At 60.8% G+C, this 17,682-nt stretch carries 18 protein-coding genes; 9 read left to right on the top strand and 9 right to left on the bottom strand.

Going from position 1 to position 17,682, the window contains the following annotated elements; all coding sequences use genetic code 11:
• Window positions 1–7 precede the first annotated feature (7 nt).
• The 8 genes from lptC (at window position 8) to AB4O05_RS09310 (ending at window position 5,520) form a co-directional block, all read left to right on the top strand.
• Complete coding sequence (gene lptC / locus AB4O05_RS09345; protein ID WP_460131445.1) at window positions 8–580, top strand: LPS export ABC transporter periplasmic protein LptC; 573 nt, start codon at window positions 8–10, stop codon at window positions 578–580.
• Window positions 567–1,100, top strand: a complete 534-nt coding sequence (lptA, locus tag AB4O05_RS09340) for a lipopolysaccharide transport periplasmic protein LptA (RefSeq protein WP_460131446.1) — start codon at window positions 567–569, stop codon at window positions 1,098–1,100. Before lptC ends, lptA begins: the two co-directional genes overlap by 14 nt.
• Complete coding sequence (gene lptB / locus AB4O05_RS09335) at window positions 1,100–1,825, top strand: LPS export ABC transporter ATP-binding protein (RefSeq protein ID WP_004372092.1); 726 nt, start codon at window positions 1,100–1,102, stop codon at window positions 1,823–1,825. Before lptA ends, lptB begins: the two co-directional genes overlap by 1 nt.
• Before the next feature lie 197 nt (window positions 1,826–2,022).
• Window positions 2,023–3,516 carry an RNA polymerase factor sigma-54 gene (locus tag AB4O05_RS09330; protein WP_460131448.1) on the top strand — a complete coding sequence of 498 codons (1,494 nt, stop codon included), beginning with the start codon at window positions 2,023–2,025 and terminating at the stop codon, window positions 3,514–3,516.
• Between the two features lie 75 nt (window positions 3,517–3,591).
• Window positions 3,592–3,897, top strand: coding sequence for a ribosome hibernation-promoting factor, HPF/YfiA family (hpf, locus tag AB4O05_RS09325; protein WP_003171804.1), 306 nt, complete (start codon window positions 3,592–3,594; stop codon window positions 3,895–3,897).
• Between the two features lie 9 nt (window positions 3,898–3,906).
• Entirely contained in the window at window positions 3,907–4,371 is a 465-nt protein-coding gene (gene ptsN / locus AB4O05_RS09320) for a PTS IIA-like nitrogen regulatory protein PtsN (protein WP_460131449.1), read from the top strand.
• 2 nt (window positions 4,372–4,373) lie between these two features.
• On the top strand, window positions 4,374–5,231 hold the full coding sequence (rapZ, locus tag AB4O05_RS09315; protein ID WP_460131450.1) for an RNase adapter RapZ: 858 nt from the start codon (window positions 4,374–4,376) through the stop codon (window positions 5,229–5,231).
• 16 nt (window positions 5,232–5,247) lie between these two features.
• A complete protein-coding gene (locus AB4O05_RS09310) occupies window positions 5,248–5,520 on the top strand; it encodes an HPr family phosphocarrier protein (RefSeq protein WP_460131452.1) in 273 nt (90 codons plus the stop codon).
• A gap of 46 nt (window positions 5,521–5,566) precedes the next feature.
• Here the strand turns inward: AB4O05_RS09310 and AB4O05_RS09305 are convergent, their stop codons facing one another.
• The 6 genes from AB4O05_RS09305 to pmbA all read right to left on the bottom strand — a co-directional run bounded on the left by AB4O05_RS09305 (window position 5,567) and on the right by pmbA (window position 10,821).
• Window positions 5,567–6,460 carry a ZIP family metal transporter gene (locus tag AB4O05_RS09305; protein ID WP_460131453.1) on the bottom strand — a complete coding sequence of 298 codons (894 nt, stop codon included), beginning with the start codon at window positions 6,458–6,460 and terminating at the stop codon, window positions 5,567–5,569.
• A 33-nt stretch (window positions 6,461–6,493) separates the two neighbouring features.
• Window positions 6,494–7,105, bottom strand: a complete 612-nt coding sequence (locus AB4O05_RS09300) for a superoxide dismutase (RefSeq protein ID WP_460131454.1) — start codon at window positions 7,103–7,105, stop codon at window positions 6,494–6,496.
• Window position 7,106: 1 nt separating this feature from the next.
• The gene (locus tag AB4O05_RS09295) at window positions 7,107–7,535 is read right to left on the bottom strand and encodes a hypothetical protein (protein WP_460131455.1); all 429 of its coding nucleotides are present in this window, start codon (window positions 7,533–7,535) and stop codon (window positions 7,107–7,109) included.
• A gap of 27 nt (window positions 7,536–7,562) precedes the next feature.
• A complete protein-coding gene (locus tag AB4O05_RS09290) occupies window positions 7,563–8,939 on the bottom strand; it encodes a class II fumarate hydratase (RefSeq protein ID WP_460131456.1) in 1,377 nt (458 codons plus the stop codon).
• Window positions 8,932–9,327 carry a FagA protein gene (locus AB4O05_RS09285; RefSeq protein WP_460131457.1) on the bottom strand — a complete coding sequence of 132 codons (396 nt, stop codon included), beginning with the start codon at window positions 9,325–9,327 and terminating at the stop codon, window positions 8,932–8,934. The genes AB4O05_RS09290 and AB4O05_RS09285 overlap by 8 nt, the downstream gene beginning before the upstream one ends.
• A 147-nt stretch (window positions 9,328–9,474) precedes the next feature.
• Window positions 9,475–10,821 carry a metalloprotease PmbA gene (pmbA, locus tag AB4O05_RS09280; protein WP_460131458.1) on the bottom strand — a complete coding sequence of 449 codons (1,347 nt, stop codon included), beginning with the start codon at window positions 10,819–10,821 and terminating at the stop codon, window positions 9,475–9,477.
• A gap of 108 nt (window positions 10,822–10,929) precedes the next feature.
• Here pmbA and yjgA point away from each other — a divergent pair, with 108 nt between their 5' ends.
• Complete coding sequence (gene yjgA, locus AB4O05_RS09275) at window positions 10,930–11,451, top strand: ribosome biogenesis factor YjgA (RefSeq protein ID WP_460131459.1); 522 nt, start codon at window positions 10,930–10,932, stop codon at window positions 11,449–11,451.
• 45 nt (window positions 11,452–11,496) lie between these two features.
• Here yjgA and tldD read toward each other — a convergent pair whose 3' ends face one another.
• The 3 genes from tldD to AB4O05_RS09260 are packed head-to-tail and all read right to left on the bottom strand — an operon-like array spanning window position 11,497 to window position 17,668.
• Complete coding sequence (tldD, locus tag AB4O05_RS09270; RefSeq protein WP_460131460.1) at window positions 11,497–12,939, bottom strand: metalloprotease TldD; 1,443 nt, start codon at window positions 12,937–12,939, stop codon at window positions 11,497–11,499.
• Window positions 12,940–12,955: 16 nt separating this feature from the next.
• Window positions 12,956–13,804, bottom strand: coding sequence for a carbon-nitrogen hydrolase family protein (locus tag AB4O05_RS09265; RefSeq protein ID WP_460131461.1), 849 nt, complete (start codon window positions 13,802–13,804; stop codon window positions 12,956–12,958).
• 48 nt (window positions 13,805–13,852) lie between these two features.
• Window positions 13,853–17,668, bottom strand: coding sequence for a YhdP family protein (locus tag AB4O05_RS09260; protein WP_460131462.1), 3,816 nt, complete (start codon window positions 17,666–17,668; stop codon window positions 13,853–13,855).
• Between the last annotated feature and the right edge of the window lie 14 nt (window positions 17,669–17,682).

The following is a 17,682-nucleotide window of genomic DNA, read 5'->3' as shown; positions in this document are numbered from 1 at the left end:
GCTTTTTATGCTAAGCAAAAAGATTCGCAACTTCCTGCTATTCGGGGTCATCGCCGCGCTGTTCCTGGCGGTGGGCTACTGGAATATCAGCCCGGAGCGCTTCCTCGACCAGCCTGCCGCGCAGGTCGACGACGGCGCTATCGACTATTACGCCACCAATGCCTACAGCATACAGTTCCTGCCCGATGGCAAGGTGCAGTACGAAATGACCTCGGACAAGGTCGAGCATTTGAAGGCCTCCGAAGTCACCCTGCTGACCAACCCCGACTTGAACCTGTACCGCGGCACCGAGTTTCCATGGCACGTCACCAGCAAGCGTGGCGAGGTGAACCCGGACGGTACCGAGGTGGAACTGATTGACTCGGTGCGCGTCGCACGCACCGACGCCCAGAACCGCGACACGGTGATTACTTCCAGTCGCATGACCGTATTCCCGCAGAAGCAATATGCGCAGACCGAGCAAGACGTTAGAATCGACGGCGCTGGCGGTGTATCGACTGGCAAGGGAATGAAAGCGTATTTGAAAGAAAGCAGGATACACCTGCTATCGAACGTAAGAGGACAGTATGAGGCTCGTTAAAACTCTCCCTATTTTGCTCAGTCTGGGCGCAGCACTGGGAAGCGTGAGCGCCTGGGCTCTGCCGAACGATAGCCAGCAACCGATCCATATTTCGGCAGACGATGCGCAACTGGATGACAAGCAAGGCGTCGCCACCTATACGGGCGGCGTGATCATCACCCAGGGTTCAATGAAGATCACCGGCAACACAGTGACATTGACGCGCACCCCGGCAGGCGACATTGACGTGGTGACGTCGGTGGGCAACCTGGCCTACTTCGAACAGAAGCAGTCCGCTACCGACACCGGCCCGATGAAGGGCTACGGCAAGACCATCCAGTATCACGCCCAGCAAAACCGTATCGTGCTGATCGACCAGGCCAAGGTGCTCAGCCCCGATGGCAACTCCACGGAAGGTGAGAAGATCACCTATGACACCGTGAAACAGGTGGCCAACGCCGGTCGCGCCAATGGCACCAAGGTAACCGCGCCACGTCCGCGTATCGACATGGTTATCCAGCCGAAGAAGAAGGCCGAGTAATGGCAACCCTGAAAGCCCAGCATCTGGCCAAGGCCTATAAAAGCCGTCAGGTCGTGCGCGATGTCAGCCTGTCGATCGACAGTGGCCAGATCGTCGGCCTGCTCGGCCCCAACGGCGCCGGCAAGACCACGTGCTTCTACATGATCGTCGGCCTGGTCCAGGCGGACCAGGGGCGCGTGCTGATCGACGACCTGGATGTCAGCCACCAGCCCATGCACGGCCGCGCTCGTGCCGGTATCGGCTATCTTCCTCAGGAAGCGTCGATCTTCCGCAAGCTCTCGGTGGCCGACAACATCATGGCCATCCTTGAGACCCGCAAAGAACTCGACCGCGACGGCCGCCGGCAGGAGCTGGAAAGCCTGCTGCAGGAATTCCACATCAACCACATCCGCGACAACCTTGGCATGAGCCTGTCCGGTGGTGAGCGCCGCCGCGTGGAAATTGCCCGCGCCCTGGCCACCGCGCCCAAGTTCATCCTGCTGGACGAACCGTTCGCGGGCGTCGACCCCATTTCGGTCGGCGACATCAAGCAGATCATCCATCATCTCAAGGCCAAGGGTATTGGTGTGTTGATCACCGACCACAACGTACGTGAGACCCTCGATATCTGCGAAACAGCCTATATCGTCAACGATGGCCAACTGATCGCCGAAGGCGACTCTGCCACCATCCTGGCCAACGAACTGGTCAAGGAAGTGTACCTGGGTCACGAGTTCCGCCTGTAAACCTGCCAGTGCAAACACGGTGGTGGCAGGTCGTTTGCCCGAAGCGCGGGAGTCAATGAAAACCTTCGGATTTTTATTGTTACTGCGCTCTAGGCAAAACCTTCGATATCAGGCATATAATTTGCTTATGTTTGGCGCTCACGCGCCCTGTCGTGGATGGCGCATTGCGCCGGCGAATAAGGTGTTAAGCCCCTGCCATGAAACCATCGCTAGTCCTGAGAATGGGCCAGCAGCTGACGATGACACCGCAGCTGCAACAGGCCATCCGCCTGCTCCAATTGTCGACCCTGGACCTGCAACAGGAAATCCAGGAGGCCCTGGAGTCCAATCCGATGCTCGAACGCCAGGAAGAAGGCGACGACTTCGATAATGCAGACCCCCTGGCCGACAACATCGAGCAAAAACCCAATTCCGACGTGCAGGAACCCTCCTACCAGGAAACCGCCCCTACGGTGGATAACCTCGAGGAAGGCGATTGGAACGAACGCATCCCCAACGAGCTGCCGGTGGATACCGCCTGGGAGGACGTCTACCAGACCAGCGCCAGCAGCCTGCCCAGCAATGATGATGACGAGTGGGATTTCACGACCCGCACTTCCGCAGGCGAAAGCCTGCAGAGCCATCTGTTGTGGCAACTGAATCTTGCGCCGATGTCGGATACCGATCGGCTGATCGCCGTCACCCTGATCGACTGCATCAATAACCAGGGCTATCTGGACGAGACACTCGACGAGATCCTTGAGGCCTTCGACCCGGAACTGGACATCGAGCTGGACGAAATCGAAGCCGTCCTGCACCGCATCCAACAATTCGAGCCGGCCGGTATCGGCGCGCGCACTCTTGGCGAGTGCCTCTTGCTGCAACTGCGTCAGTTACCGGCCAAGACCCCTTGGCTCGCCGAAGCACAGCGCCTGGTCACCGATTACATCGACCTGCTGGGCAGCCGTGACTACAGTCAACTGATGCGCCGCATGAAGCTCAAGGAAGACGAGTTGCGCCAGGTGATCGAGCTGGTGCAGAGCCTCAACCCGCGCCCGGGCTCGCAAATCGAGTCCAGTGAAGCTGAATACGTGGTCCCTGACGTGATCGTACGCAAGGATAACGAGCGCTGGCTCGTGGAGCTGAACCAGGAGTCAGTGCCACGCCTGCGGGTCAACCCGCAATACGCAGGTTTTGTACGTCGCGCCGATACCAGCGCCGACAACACCTTCATGCGCAACCAGTTGCAGGAGGCCCGCTGGTTCATCAAGAGCCTGCAGAGTCGCAACGAAACCCTGATGAAAGTCGCCACCCAGATCGTCGAGCACCAGCGCGGCTTCCTGGAGTACGGTGACGAAGCGATGAAGCCTTTGGTCCTGCATGACATCGCCGAGGCGGTTGGCATGCATGAATCGACGATTTCCCGGGTAACCACGCAAAAATTCATGCATACCCCACGGGGTATATATGAGCTGAAATACTTTTTCTCCAGCCATGTCAGCACCTCCGAAGGCGGCGAATGCTCGTCCACGGCGATCCGCGCGATCATCAAAAAACTGGTTGCCGCGGAAAATCAGAAAAAGCCGTTGAGTGACAGCAAGATCGCTGGTTTACTGGAGGCACAAGGCATTCAGGTCGCCCGTCGAACCGTCGCCAAGTACCGCGAATCCCTCGGGATCGCGCCTTCCAGCGAGCGTAAGCGTTTGATGTGACGGGCGGGCCACAGCGTTCCAGTGGCGGGTATTCCTACCCGCCGCTTTATGCACTGGCAACGAAGGAGAAGCTGTATGCAAGTCAACATCAGTGGACACCAACTGGAAGTCACCAAGCCCCTGCGCGAGTACACCGAGAGCAAGCTGAACAAGCTTGCGGGGCATTTTGACAAGATCACCAACGTGCAGGTCATCATGGAGGTCGATAAGCTCAAGCAGAAAATCGAAGCCACCCTGCACGTACCGAATGCCAAGCTCGTCGCCAATGCGGAACATGAAGATATGTACGCGGCGATTGATTCGCTCTACGACAAGCTCGATCGTCAACTCATAAAGCATAAGGAAAAGAATCTGCACCTGATGCAAGGTACAGGTCGTTAACTCCCCCCCATGATCCGACTTGAAACCATCCTGACCCCCGGCCGTTCACTCGTGAACGTGCCGGGCGGCAGCAAGAAGAAAGCCCTCGAAGAAATTGCCAAGCTGATCCACCGCGAAGTGCCGGATCTGGAGATGCAAGATGTCTTCGAGGCACTGGTTGCCCGTGAAAAACTCGGCTCCACCGGTTTTGGCAATGGCATCGCTATTCCTCACTGTCGCCTCAAAGGCTGTGATACGCCCGTCAGCGCCCTCCTGCATCTGGAAGCCTCCATCGATTTCGACGCCATCGACGGCGCCCCGGTCGACCTGCTGTTTGTTCTGCTGGTGCCAGAGGCCGCCACCGATGCACACCTGGAACTGCTCCGGCAGATCGCCAGCATGCTCGACCGCGAGGACGTACGCGACAAGCTGCGCAGTGCCAACAGCAACGAGGCCCTGTACCAAGTTGTCCTGGATGAACAAAACAGGCAGTAATCATGCGTTTGATCATCGTCAGCGGCCGTTCAGGCTCGGGTAAAAGTACCGCCCTCAATGTTCTCGAGGACAGCGGCTTCTATTGCATCGACAATCTGCCGGCCGGCTTGCTGCCGGAGTTGGCGGAGCGTGCGCTGATCCATACCGAACTGGCGCAACCCCTGGTCGCCGTTTCGATTGACGCCCGCAACCTGCCCAGCCACCTCACGCGGTTCCCGGAATTGCTCGAAGAGGTGCGCGCCAAGCACATTCATTGCGACGTGCTGTATCTGGATGCCGACGAGGAGACGCTGCTCAAGCGCTTCTCCGAGACCCGTCGTCGCCACCCCCTCAGCAGCCCCCACCGCTCCCTGGCGGAAGCCATCGAGGACGAAACCAAGCTGCTGGGACCGATCATTGACCTCGCCGACCTCAAGATCAACACCACCAGCCTCAACCTGTATCAGCTGCGCGATGCGATCAAGCTGCGCCTGCTGAACCAGCCGGAGCCGGGTACGGCGTTTCTCGTAGAGTCGTTTGGCTTCAAGCGTGGCATGCCGGTAGATGCGGATTTGGTGTTCGATGTACGCTGCCTGCCCAACCCCTACTGGAAGCCGGAATTGCGTGAGCAGTCCGGGTTGGACCAGCCAGTGGCCGAGTACCTGGCGGCGCAACCGGACGTGGAGGAAATGTTCCAGGATATTTCCAGCTACTTGCTCAAATGGCTGCCGCGCTTCGCCGCGAGCAACCGGGCCTATGTCACCATTGCCATCGGCTGTACTGGCGGCCACCACCGCTCTGTCTACCTGACCGAACGCCTGGGCCAGGTACTGCAACAAACCCTAAAGAATGTCCAGGTTCGCCACCGCGACCTTAGCTGAAAGGAACACCCCCGCGATGCCTGCTCGTGAAATTGAAATCATCAACAAGCTGGGTTTGCACGCCCGGGCCTCAGCCAAGTTCGTCGGCGTTGCCGGTAAGTTTCCTTGCCAGATTCGCGCCGGGCGTACTCCAGACTCCATGGTCGATGGCAAAAGCATCATGGCCATGATGATGCTGGCGGCCGGCAAAGGCACCAAGATTCACTTGAGTACCGAAGGCGAAGAGGAACAGGACGCACTGGATGCACTGGTGGAGTTGATCAATAACAAATTCGACGAAGGCGAATAACCCATCCTGACGGCGCAAGCAGACTCACGCCTGCAAAAAGTACGGTCTAACCCAGCGCCGTATCCATCACCATCATCAAGCAAAACCCGATGCACAATCCCAGGCTGGCGAGCTTTTCATGACCATTGCGCCGCGACTCTGGAATCACTTCGTGGGTGACCACCAACAACATTGCCCCCGCGGCCAATGCCAGGCCCAAAGGCAACAGCACCTCGGCCAGGGTCACCAGCCAGGCGCAGAGCACGGCGAACACCGGCTCCACCAAACCTGACGCGGCGCCGATCAGGAATGCCTTGACCCGCGACATCCCCGCTCCGGCCAATACCAACGCAATCACAAGACCTTCGGGCACATCCTGCACAGCAATGCCCATGGCCAGGCTGTCGGCATCCGGCATTCCGCCGCCAGCGGAAACGCCCACGGCCATGCCTTCGGGGATATTGTGGGCGATGATGGCAAACACGAACAGCCAGATCCGCGGCGCGATCACCGGTTTACCCGGCGCGCCCACCAGCATCTCCGGGCTCGCGCCGGAAACCTTGCGGTCGACCAGGTACAGCCCGAATGCGCCCAGCAGGATGCCGAAGCTGATCAGGCCGCCGGCGCCCCAAGGCGAGAGCCCGAGGCTTTCAGCGGCGCCAATACCCGGCACGACCAGCGAAAAGGCGGTGGCCGCGAGCATCACGCCCGCACCAAAGCCCAATAAGGTATCGCTCAACGCCACCGGCATACGCCGGATAACCAGTACCGGCACCGCGCCCAGCGCCGTGCCGAGCGCGCAGATCGCGCCGCCTTGCAACGCACGCAGGATGCGCGGCTCCAGGTCCAGCCAGGCCAGCGCGTGAGCCACCAGCAATGCGGTACCTGCTAATAGCAACAGCGAGCCGAACGCATAACGAAACATGCGAACGCCGCTGACCGCCAGTATTTCAGTGCCCATAGACGACCTTGGATCCGGTTAAGGAAGTGGGGGTCAGACCAACGCGGCCTGATAGCGTGCGGCAACTTCCGGCCAGTTAATGACACTGTAGAAGGCATTGATGTATTCAGGGCGACGGTTCTGGTATCGCAGGTAGTAAGCATGTTCCCAGACATCCAGGCCGAGGATCGGCGTGTTGCCATTCATCAGTGGGCTGTCCTGGTTGCCGCTGCTTTCCACAATCAGGACCTTTTGCGGGGTGACGCTGAGCCACGCCCAACCACTGCCGAAGCGGGTCAAGGCGGCTTTGGTGAAGGCCTCCTTGAAGCTATCGAAACCGCCCAACTGCTCTTCGATGGCTGTCCCCAGCGCCCCGTCGGGCTTGCCGCCGCCTTTAGGCGACATCACCGCCCAGAACAACGAGTGATTGGCGTGACCACCGCCTTGATTGATCACCGCCGCGCGCAGTTTTTCCGGCAGTTGCTGCACGCGGGACACCAGTTTTTCCACTGGCCAACCAGCATACTCGGTACCTTCAACTGCGGCATTGAGGTTATTGATGTAGGTCTGGTGGTGCTTGGTGTAGTGAATTTCCATGGTTTGCGCATCGATATGCGGTTCCAGGGCATCGTATGCATAGGGCAAGGCAGGCAAGGTGTAAGTCATTTCAATGTGCTCCGTATTGAGGCGTGATCGGCTGCGCGGCAGTACCGCCCAGTAAGCGATCGGTACGTGGGTACTCGCCGTGATCGCTGATGAAATTCAGTAGTTCAACGTAGGTCTTGCTGCTCTGGCGCAGGGCCGCTTCGCGCAGTTGCGGGCTGAGTCGCGGGTCTTGGATGGCCTGCAACAGGCGCTGATGGATGGCGCAGAGGTACTCGGCGCTTTCTTCCGGTTGATTCAGGCGCAGGTGCAGATCCGCCAGGTTGTGATGGGAGATGACGCAAGCCGCGACTGCTTCGTCGGCATCCGCCCAGCGTTCGAACAGCACTTGAGCCAGGGCCAGGGCTTGCAGATAGGCCTCGCGAGCGTCAACCCATTCGCCCGCCATAAAGCAACGATTGGCCCGTTCGATCGTGCGTTTCCAGTGCTCCATGGTCAGCCTCCAAAGCAGGGTCGGTGATTACACGCCGCCGGCCGTGAGTTTTTCCGGATCCAACAGGACTTCCAGTTGGCTGCGAGGCAGGTCGGTGTGCTCGAGAGCCACATCGATGATCGGACGGCCTTGCTGATAAGCCTTCTTGGCGATTTCAGCGGCCTTTTGGTAACCAATGATCGGGTTGAGCGCGGTGACCAGGATCGGGTTGCGCGACAGCGCTTCCTTGAGCTTGGCGTCATTAACCTTGAAGCTGGCAATGGCTTTGTCCGCCAACAGACGGCTGGAATTGGCCAGCAACTCGAGGCTGCTGAGCAGGTTCTGGGCGATGATCGGCAGCATCACGTTCAGCTCGAAGTTGCCGGATTGGCCGGCAACGGTGATCACCGTGTCGTTGCCAATCACTTGCGCGGCAACCATGGCGGTGGCCTCCGGGATGACCGGGTTGACCTTGCCCGGCATGATCGAGGAGCCGGGCTGCAGGCCCTCCAGCTCGATTTCCCCCAGGCCCGCGAGCGGGCCGGAGTTCATCCAGCGCAGGTCGTTGGCGATTTTCATCAGTGATACGGCGGTGGCTTTCAACTGGCCGGAGACGGCGACGACGGTATCCTGAGAGCCGATCAGCGCGAACAGGTTCTTGCCCGGCGTGAATTTCACGCCAGTGAGACTGCTCAATTGCTGGCTGAAACGCGCGGCGAATTGCGGGTGTGCATTGATCCCGGTGCCCACCGCCGTGCCGCCCTGTGCCAACGCTTGCAAGCTCGGCAGCATGTCTTGCAGGTGGCCGATATTGGCCCTGAGTTGCTGCGCCCAGCCATTGAGCACCTGGCTCATGCGTACCGGCATGGCGTCCATCAGGTGCGTGCGGCCGGTCTTGATGAACGGGTGAACGTCTTCGGCTTTGCGCTCGATCACCTCTACCAGGTGCTGCAACGCAGGCAACGTTTGCTCATGGAGCACCAGTGCGGCACTGACGTGGAGGGTGGTCGGAATGATGTCATTGCTGCTTTGGCCGCAGTTGACGTGATCGTTAGGGTTGACCGCCTCGCCCAGCAAGCGGCTGGCGAGGGTCGCGATCACCTCGTTGGCGTTCATGTTTGAGCTGGTGCCGGAGCCGGTCTGGAAGATATCCACCGGGAAGTGGCGCATGAAATCACCTTCCAGCAGACCCTGGGCGGCATCGACGATGGCCTTGCCCTGCCCTTCGCCGATCTGCTTGAGCTCGACGTTGACCTTGGCCGCCGCGACCTTGGCCAGGATCAGCGCACGAATGAATTGCGCCGGCATACGTTGATGGCTGATCGGGAAGTTGTTAACCGCGCGCTGGGTCTGCGCGCCATACAAGGCCTCGGCAGGTACTTGCAGTTCGCCCATGCTGTCGCGTTCGATACGGGTGTTACTCATCGGAAGATCCTTGCGCCAGGTCAGAAAGGGAAATCGAAGGCTGCAATTCGCATGTCGCCAATTGCCAGGCAAAGGCCTGCCAGCGCTTGAGGCGGCAGGCACAGTGGGAAAGTCGTTCCAGGTCACGCAGGGGGCGCCAGGCCTGGTCAAGGCACAGGGAGCGCCAGTGCCAGGGCAGCGCGATATCGCTGGCGGTGTCGATCAATAAACGCAGTGACGTTTCGGCGATCGTCCACGGATGGGTCGCGGTGCAGCACGCCAAATATCGTCCCTCGTTGAGGTAATGTTCGATCAGGCGAGGCTCATCGGGATCGAGGCCACAGCGAATCTGACGACTCATCCAGCGCCAGCTTTCCAGGTACGGATCCTCATGCAGGACAGAACTCATGATCCACGCTCACTCGGTAATGATATTTATTATTAAATGATATTAAGAATCAAAACAAGCTCGGCGCATTAATCGTCCTGAATCACGCCCACAAAAAAGGCGCGCCATCTGCGGGATGGCGCGCCTTTTTTGTGAAGCGAGGGAGGGTCAGCTACCGGCGACGGTCATTCGCTCGATCAACACCGACCCCGTGCGAATGTTGCTACGCAATTCCAGGTCGTTACCCACCGCGACGATTTGCTTGAACATGTCGCGCATATTGCCGGCGATGGTCACTTCCTGGACGGCGAACTGGATCTCACCGTTTTCCACCCAGAACCCCGCCGCGCCCCGGGAATAATCACCAGTGACCATGTTCAGGCCATGGCCCATCAATTCGGTCACCAGCAGGCCACGCCCCATACGCCGCAGCAGCGCCGCCTGGTCTTCGCTTCCATGGCTCACGAACAGGTTATGGACGCCGCCTGAGTTGGCGGTGCTTGGCAGGCCGAGCTTGCGACCCGCGTAGGTGCCCAAAATGTAGGACACCAACTCGCCTTTTTCGACGAACGGCTTGGCATAAGTGGCCAGGCCATCGCCGTCGAACGCCGAGCTGCCCATCGCACGCATCAAGTGCGGACGCTCATCGATCGTCATCCACTCAGGAAACAGCTTCTGGCCTATTGCACCTTCAAGGAACGAAGACTTGCGATACAGATTGCCGCCGGAAATTGCCCCGAGGAAACTACCGAACAAACCACCGGCCAGCTCCGCAGAAAACAGCACAGGCACTTCACAAGTCGGCACCGGGCGGGCGCCCAGGCGGCTCGCGGCACGTTGTGCGGCGCGCTGGCCAATACTTGCCGGGTCGGCGAGCAATTCGCCCTGGCGGCTCACGTCGTACCAGTAGTCACGCTGCATCTGGCCATTGGCCTCGGCGATCATCACGCAGCTCAAGCTGTGACGCGTGGAGGCATAGCCACCGATAAACCCGTGACTGTTGCCATAGACGCGGCACCCCTGGTGAGTGCTCAATGTGGTGCCATCGGCATTCTTGATGCGGGCATCGGCATCGAACGCGGCGGCTTCACAGGTCAAGGCCAGTTCGATGGCCTGCTCAGGGGTGATGTCCCAGGCATGGAACAGATCGAAATCCTTCACGTCCTTGGCCATCAGCGCCTTGTCGGCCAGGCCCGAGCTTTCGTCCTCGGAGGTATGCTTGGCGATCGCCAAGGCGGCGGCCACGGTCTCGCGGATGGCTTCCGGACCGTTGGCCGAGGTACTGGCCGAGCCTTTGCGCTGGCCCACGTACAACGTGATGCCAAACCCCTGGTCGCGGTTGAACTCGACGGTTTCCACTTCCCGCTGACGCACCGATGTCGACAGCCCCTGCTCCAGCGACACAGCGACTTCACAGGCGCTCGCCCCCTGGCGCTTGGCCTCGGCAAGGATCTGCTCGACTTGTTCCTGAAGGGCCGGTAACGCTTGCGGACCGACGCTTTGGGCTGCACTCATGGTTTTCTCCACTCAAATTCTGCTTTCGGTTAAGGCCATCGAGCGACCGGGCCGGACAAGCGGCCCCCGACTGGTTATCATGGCGGCGTTTCTTTGCGGACTGCCACCATGGTTGATTCTTACGACGACTCCCTCGATGGGGAGAAAAGCAAAACCCAGGTCAAACGCGAGCTGCATGCTCTGGTTGACCTCGGCGAGCGCCTTACAACGCTCAAGCCTGACTTGATCGCAAAACTGCCACTGACCGACGAAATGCGCCGGGCCTTGAAGGATGCGCCCAAGCACAGCGCGAATATCGCGCGTAAACGGCACATCATGTTTATCGGCAAACTGATGCGTGATCAGGACACTGACGCCATTCTGGCCTTGCTTGATCAAACCGATGCCTCCACCCGCCAGTACAACGAACGCTTCCATAACCTGGAGCGGTGGCGTGACCGCCTGATCTCAGGCGATGACGCGGTGCTGGAGAAATTCGTGCTGGACTACCCGGACGCGGACCGCCAGCAACTGCGCTCCCTGATCCGTCAGGCCCAGCACGAACTGGCGCATAACAAGGCGCCGGCCACCAGCCGTAAAATCTTCAAGTACATCCGTGAGCTGGACGAGACTCAACGCGGCCTGCGCTGATGCCCTTCCCCGGGTGGCGGTCTTCGCCACCCGACGCTCCACCGCTTACGACCCCGTGCCACCCACGGTGATCGCATCGATTTTCAGCGTTGGCTGGCCGACACCCACCGGCACCGACTGCCCATCCTTCCCGCAAGTGCCCACGCCGCTGTCCAGCGACAGGTCGTTACCGACCATCGACACCTTGCTCATGGCTTCCGGCCCGTTACCTATCAACGTTGCGCCTTTGACCGGCGCGGTAATCTTGCCGTCTTCGATCAGGTACGCCTCGCTGGTGGAAAACACAAACTTGCCGCTGGTAATATCCACCTGGCCACCACCGAGGTTGGCGCAATAAATGCCGCGCTTGACCGAGGCGATGATTTCCGCCGGGTCGCTTTCGCCACCGAGCATGTAGGTGTTGGTCATGCGCGGCATCGGCAAGTGCGCGTAGGACTCACGGCGGCCGTTACCGGTACGCGCCACCCCCATCAGGCGGGCATTGAGCTTGTCTTGCATGTAGCCCTTGAGCACGCCGTTTTCGATCAAGGTGGTGCATTCGGTGGGCGTGCCTTCGTCATCGACGCTCAGCGAACCCCGACGACCGGCCAGGGTGCCGTCATCGACGATGGTGCAGAGCTTGGACGCGACCATTTCCCCCATGCGCCCGCTGTAGGCAGAGCTGCCCTTGCGGTTGAAGTCACCTTCCAGGCCGTGGCCCACCGCTTCGTGGAGCAACACCCCGGACCAGCCCGACCCCAGCACCACCGGCAAGGTACCCGCCGGCGCCGGAATGGCCTCCAGGTTCACCAGCGCCTGACGCAGCGCTTCACGGGCATAGCCCATGGCCCGGTCCTCAGCGAGAAAATAACGGTAGTCGGTACGCCCGCCGCCGCCATGGCCTCCGCGCTCTCGGCGACCGTTCTGTTCGACGATCACGCTCACGTTAAAACGCACCAACGGTCGCACATCCGCCGCCAGGCCGCCGTCGGTGGAAGCCACCAGGATGCGTTCCCACACACCGGCCATGCTCACGGAGACCTGTTGGATACGCGGGTCCAGGGCACGGGTGGCCACATCGATACGCTTGAGCAAGTCGACCTTTTCCGCGCGGCTGATCACGTCAAGGGGGTTATCCGGCGCGTACAACTGGGTCACGTCCTGGGTACTGAACGCCTGCACCGTGCCATGTTGGCCGGCACGGGAAATCGAGCGCGCCGCACGCGCGGCCAGGCCCAAGGCTTCCAGGGTGATTGCGTTGCTGTAGGCAAAACCGGTTTTTTCGCCGGACTGCGCCCGCACGCCCACGCCTTGGTCGAGGTTGAAACTGCCTTCCTTGACGATGCCATCTTCCAGGGACCAGGACTCGGAGATCTGCCCCTGGAAATACAGGTCGGCGGCGTCGATGCCCGGCCCGGCGAGATCGCCCAGCACCGCTTGCAAGCTTTCGATGGTCACGCCACCGGGTGCCAGGAGGTGTTCACTGACTGAGGACAACAACTCGCTCATAGGTTTGGCCTTAAATTCATCGTTCCGAAGCAGGCCGCTGTGCGCCCTGCGAGAAAAAGCGCCGATGGTTGACCACCGGCATGCGCGCCCGTATCGACGCCTGTTCACTCTTGTCGCGCTCGGCCAACAGCACCGCATCGCCTTGATCCTGTTGTGCCAGCACCCGCCCCCAGGGGTCGACAATCGCCGCATGCCCATAGGTTTCCCGTGGTCCCGGATGCACGCCGCCCTGGGCAGCCGCCAGCAGGTAGCACTGGGTTTCGATGGCGCGTGCACGAATCAGCACATCCCAGTGCGCGGCGCCGGTCACCGCGGTAAACGCCGAGGGCGCGGTAATCAGTTCCGCCCCGGCCGCGCGCAATTCGCTGTACAGCTCGGGAAAGCGCAGGTCGTAGCACACCGTCAGGCCCAAGCGGCCGACCGGCGTATCCGCCACCACCACATTGCCACCCAACGCATAGTCATCAGACTCGCGATAGCGACCTCGAGCGTCCGCCACGTCGACATCGAACAAATGCAATTTGTCGTAACGAGCGACGATCTCACCCTGATCATCGACCAGCAGCGAGCAGGCATTGGCCTTCGCGTTTGGCTGATCCTTGGGCGGCAACGGCAATGTGCCAGCCACTATCCATAAGGTGAGGTCGCGTGCGGTCTGTTTCAACCACGGCAGAATCGGACCTTCGCCCAGCGCCTCGGCACGACCGATATCCGCCACATCGCGACGCCCCATGGCCGCGAAGTTTTCCGGCAATACCGCCAGCTTCGCGCCGCCCGCCGCCGCTTGCTCCAGCAGGCGCCGGGCCTGGGCCAGGTTCGCCAGCACATCGCTCTGGCTGACCATTTGAATTACCGCAAAGGACATGGGCCGACACTCCTCAATGGGCTTGCCGTCATGCTACTCCACAGGCTCTCAGTTTGGTTTTTCAAATGGCTTGTCAAAGGTGATTTTTGGATCCTTCCAAGGCCCTTCCACTTTGTATTGCACACTGGCAAAGCGCGAAACCCGGTCACCGATCAGCTTGTCGATCAGAAACAAGGCACCGCCAATCGCCGGCGCGCCGACGATCAACGCAGCGATCGGCAGGTTGTTGGTCACCGGCAGGGTCACCAGCAGTTTGGCATCGACGCGGTCGGCCACCAGGTCAAGGGTGCCGTTCAGTTCCAGGTTGCTCGAAGGCCCGGTCAGGGTAATCGGCTCACGGGTCACGAATACACCATCACTGGCGGCCAACAGGCCTTTGACCCGGTCGTAGCTCAAGCCTTTACCGAGCAGGTCGGAGAAGTCCAGACGCAATCGGCGCCCGATGGAGTTGAAATTGAGCAGGCCAAATACCCGCAGGGCTTGGGCGCCGCCTTCCACTTCAACGAACTGGCCTTTGCGAAAGGCCGCATCCAGGCTGCCGGAAAAGCGCTTTGGCCCGACCCAGGCAGGCGAACCTGGCCACCGCCCGTCAACGTCCAGATGGAAGTCTTCGCTGGTGACTGTGGGTGCATAGCCCCAGCCCTTGAGCACATCGCCGATGTTCTTGCCGTCCAGTCGCCCTTTGTACCAACTGCTGCTGTCACCCGCTGCGCCTTCCCAGCCGCCAGCCCCCTTGAGCTCCATGCCCTTCAGCCCCAGGTCCAGATTGTTGAAGGCCAGGCCCTTGGCGGTCGGACGGATTTTCAGCGACCAGGCGCCCACCAGGTCGGGGCCCTGGAACAGTTGATCAATGGCAATATCCAGTGCCGGAATGTCCTTGGGATCGATGCTGGCCAGTGGGTCCGGCGCATTTTCATCAGCCTGCACCGTAGGATCCACCGCCGGCAGCTTCACATAGTTCAGATTGACCGCAATCGGCGCGCCCTTGGCGTCCGGCAGGTCCACGCGCCCCTTGGCCTGCAGGCTATCGAGCTGCAAGGCCCAGGCGTCGGGTTTACGGTCCAGATGCAGGGTGACCTGATCGAATCGAGTCCCCAACCCGGTGAGCTTGCCCACCTTGAAATCGGCACCGCTGAGCAACTGCTTGGCACTGCCGCCAGGATCATTGCCGGCATATTGGTTAACCAGTTTTCGCCAGGGATCGATGTCCAGCTCCGAGAGCACGCCACGAATGCGCAAGCCCTTGGCACCTGGCAGCACCGCCTCGCCATCGCCCAGGAACAACTCGCCACGGCCATCGCTGAATTTGTCCGGCGGCGCGGCAAAGGTGAAGTTCGCCAACTCGCCATAGCCGAACCAATAGCGGCGCTCGGCGCCCTGCAACGTCATGCGGAATATGCTGTCACGCCCTTGGCTGGCCGGCATGCCGAACGGCGCCGGCAAGTCCACCGCCACCCCCTTGAGGTTGGAGCTGACCATCAGCTGGCTGTCGGCACCGTCCAGGTTGAGCTGCAACTGATACGGAATATCGCCGGACACCGGCAACGGCTGAGTCATTTTTAACCAGTCCGTCAGCCTCTTGACCGTAACCTGGCCCTTGGCGACCACACGGGTGCTGATATCCCCAGGCTTGCCATCGGCGAAAATCTGCGCGGTGATCGGCCGGTCGAACGCCTGGGCCGTGATGTTCTGGCCGCTGAGGCCCTTGGCGCTGTCAAAGCGGAAATCGCCCTTGAGCTGCGTCAGGTCCAGAGTCGGCTCGGCCAATTGCAGGCGCGCCTTGTCGGTCTGGAAATCCACCACGATCCTGGGCTCCAGCCCCTTGTCCAGGGGAACATCCAGGTCCAGCTTGCCCTGCAGGTCACCTTCGCCTTTCCAGCCAGCGAAGGTGGACGCCGTACCAATCGGCGCCTCCTGCAGGATTTTCAGGCCATCGCCCAGGCCACCGGCAAAACCACCCGTGAGCAACAGATGGCTTTCCTTGCCGGCGGGCGCGTGAGGAATATTGACGTAGACATCCTTGACCTTGGTATCGAGCAATTGGCCCTTGCTGGCCAGGATGCGTACGCCGCTTTCCTCGACAAACACCTCGCCATTGACCTTGCTCACATGAGGCCAGCCCGGCTGGAATGCCAGTTCGGCGTCATGCACCTTGAAGAACAGGCTGATATTGCGCGAAGCCGGCAGCGCATCGTGGTTCAACGAACCCTGGTATTGGAAGAACCCCTGGTCCACCGCGCCCTTGAGAATGGCGGTGCGCAGCCACTCGTCCAGCGCCGGGCTCAACACCGCCGGCAGGTATTTCGGGGTAAAACGCCCATCGCCATCGACCATGCCGACCCGCAGGTCCATATAGTCTTCCTGGTTGTGGTCGAAACTCAGGCGAATCAGGAAGTCGGCGGCGATCTTGCCCTCCTCCCCCAGCACTTTGATATAGGGGGCGATCAGCGTGAAGCCTTGCTTATCAAGCTTCCAGGTCAGGCGCGCGTTGGCCTGAAGGTATTGCCAGGGCTTGGCGAAGATCGGATCGAGGTGCAGGGAAAAATCCTTGCTGTCCATGCGCAACTCGCCATGGCCCAGGTCGCCGCTGATGCTGCCGGACACGTTGCGCGCGGCCGGGGCGCCGAAGTAAGCGTCAAAGCCCACGCGCTCCAGGTTGGCGGCGAAACTGACTTTCTGATCGCTGCTGTCCTGCGGGCGGAAATCCACCAGCACATTACGCAGCAGGCCGGTGGCTTTAAGGTGTTCGACGGTCTTGGCGAAGCCTTCCGGCAGCGGCGCCAGGGCGTTGAGCAGTGGTGTGATGGGGGTCAGGTCCAGGCGGTCGGCCTGCAGCTTCCAGACCTCCAGGTCCTTATCGGTCGCCAAGGTTTGCTGCAACTGCAGGCGCGACTCCCAACGGGTATCCCCCAGGCTCATCGCCAGTGAATCGAACAGCACCTTGAGGCCGGTCTCACTGCGTTGCAGGTAGGCCGTCAGCGCGAGGTTTTCAATGTGCACCGGCTTGCGGTCGGCGTAACGGCCCTTCACCTGGGGCGAGTTGAGGCGCACCACCGCGCGTTGCACGGTGCCGCCGCCCCAGCTCAACCAGAATTCGCCACCGGCCTTGAACTGCGAGAGTGTCCACTGCTGGGTCCACTTGGCCGGGATCCACTTCGCCCAGTCGCTCTGCGGCAGGCTCAGGTAGGCCTCGACTTCAGCGTCCCGCCACTGGCTGGCACGGATGCGACTGCTCAGGCTCACCGCGAGGGGCTGGCCATCGGGCAAGGTCAGGCGTGCGTCCAGGCGCTGGCGGGTGATGCCCGTGTGCAGGCTCAGGCCGACATAGGTCAGGGTCAACGGTGACTGCTCGAAGGGTTGCAAGGTGACCTGGCTGTCGAGCACCGACACACGCTTAACCATCTGCAGGCGTGTGAGCAATTGCTCCGGGGCCAGCGGCTGGTCGTCCTGCACCGGCAGGCCCTGCAGCGCCCAATGACCGTCCTTGTCTTCCTTTACGCTCAGTTGCAGGCCACTGACACGCAGATGAGCGAGGCGTACTTCACGCGCCATCAGGCTGGCCCAGATATCCGGTACCACTTCGACCTGGTCCAGGCGCAAGGCATTGCTGCCCTCGCCCACCATCACGTCGTGGGCCAGCAACACCGGCGCAAACCCGCTCCAGCGCCCCTCGAGGCTGCCGACGTGCAGGGGCATGCCCAACGCGGCCTCGGCCCTGGTTTCGACTTCGGCACGGTATTCGGCAACCAGCGGGGTCAACTCACGCCCCAGGCTCACGTATACCGCAGCCAATACCAGCAGCAAGGCGCACAGGCCCAGACCCCAGCGAGTCAAAGCGGCAAAAAAGCGCGTAAGACGCTCCATGTCAGGCGACCCTC

The organism is Pseudomonas sp. S1_G07, assembly GCF_054668565.1.
The sequence above is the reverse complement of the archived record's forward strand: the minus strand, read 5'-3'. Positions and strand labels throughout refer to the sequence as shown.

What these genes read in the sequence shown, in the direction of transcription:
- lptC (WP_460131445.1), top strand. Translation starts at nt 8, where the DNA reads ATGCTAAGCAAAAAGATTCGCAACTTCCTGCTATTCGGGGTCATCGCC.
- lptA (WP_460131446.1), top strand. Translation starts at nt 567, where the DNA reads ATGAGGCTCGTTAAAACTCTCCCTATTTTGCTCAGTCTGGGCGCAGCA.
- lptB (WP_004372092.1), top strand. Translation starts at nt 1,100, where the DNA reads ATGGCAACCCTGAAAGCCCAGCATCTGGCCAAGGCCTATAAAAGCCGT.
- AB4O05_RS09330 (WP_460131448.1), top strand. Translation starts at nt 2,023, where the DNA reads ATGAAACCATCGCTAGTCCTGAGAATGGGCCAGCAGCTGACGATGACA.
- hpf (WP_003171804.1), top strand. Translation starts at nt 3,592, where the DNA reads ATGCAAGTCAACATCAGTGGACACCAACTGGAAGTCACCAAGCCCCTG.
- ptsN (WP_460131449.1), top strand. Translation starts at nt 3,907, where the DNA reads ATGATCCGACTTGAAACCATCCTGACCCCCGGCCGTTCACTCGTGAAC.
- rapZ (WP_460131450.1), top strand. Translation starts at nt 4,374, where the DNA reads ATGCGTTTGATCATCGTCAGCGGCCGTTCAGGCTCGGGTAAAAGTACC.
- AB4O05_RS09310 (WP_460131452.1), top strand. Translation starts at nt 5,248, where the DNA reads ATGCCTGCTCGTGAAATTGAAATCATCAACAAGCTGGGTTTGCACGCC.
- AB4O05_RS09305 (WP_460131453.1), bottom strand. Translation starts at nt 6,460, where the DNA reads ATGGGCACTGAAATACTGGCGGTCAGCGGCGTTCGCATGTTTCGTTAT.
- AB4O05_RS09300 (WP_460131454.1), bottom strand. Translation starts at nt 7,105, where the DNA reads ATGACTTACACCTTGCCTGCCTTGCCCTATGCATACGATGCCCTGGAA.
- AB4O05_RS09295 (WP_460131455.1), bottom strand. Translation starts at nt 7,535, where the DNA reads ATGGAGCACTGGAAACGCACGATCGAACGGGCCAATCGTTGCTTTATG.
- AB4O05_RS09290 (WP_460131456.1), bottom strand. Translation starts at nt 8,939, where the DNA reads ATGAGTAACACCCGTATCGAACGCGACAGCATGGGCGAACTGCAAGTA.
- AB4O05_RS09285 (WP_460131457.1), bottom strand. Translation starts at nt 9,327, where the DNA reads ATGAGTTCTGTCCTGCATGAGGATCCGTACCTGGAAAGCTGGCGCTGG.
- pmbA (WP_460131458.1), bottom strand. Translation starts at nt 10,821, where the DNA reads ATGAGTGCAGCCCAAAGCGTCGGTCCGCAAGCGTTACCGGCCCTTCAG.
- yjgA (WP_460131459.1), top strand. Translation starts at nt 10,930, where the DNA reads ATGGTTGATTCTTACGACGACTCCCTCGATGGGGAGAAAAGCAAAACC.
- tldD (WP_460131460.1), bottom strand. Translation starts at nt 12,939, where the DNA reads ATGAGCGAGTTGTTGTCCTCAGTCAGTGAACACCTCCTGGCACCCGGT.
- AB4O05_RS09265 (WP_460131461.1), bottom strand. Translation starts at nt 13,804, where the DNA reads ATGTCCTTTGCGGTAATTCAAATGGTCAGCCAGAGCGATGTGCTGGCG.
- AB4O05_RS09260 (WP_460131462.1), bottom strand. Translation starts at nt 17,668, where the DNA reads ATGGAGCGTCTTACGCGCTTTTTTGCCGCTTTGACTCGCTGGGGTCTG.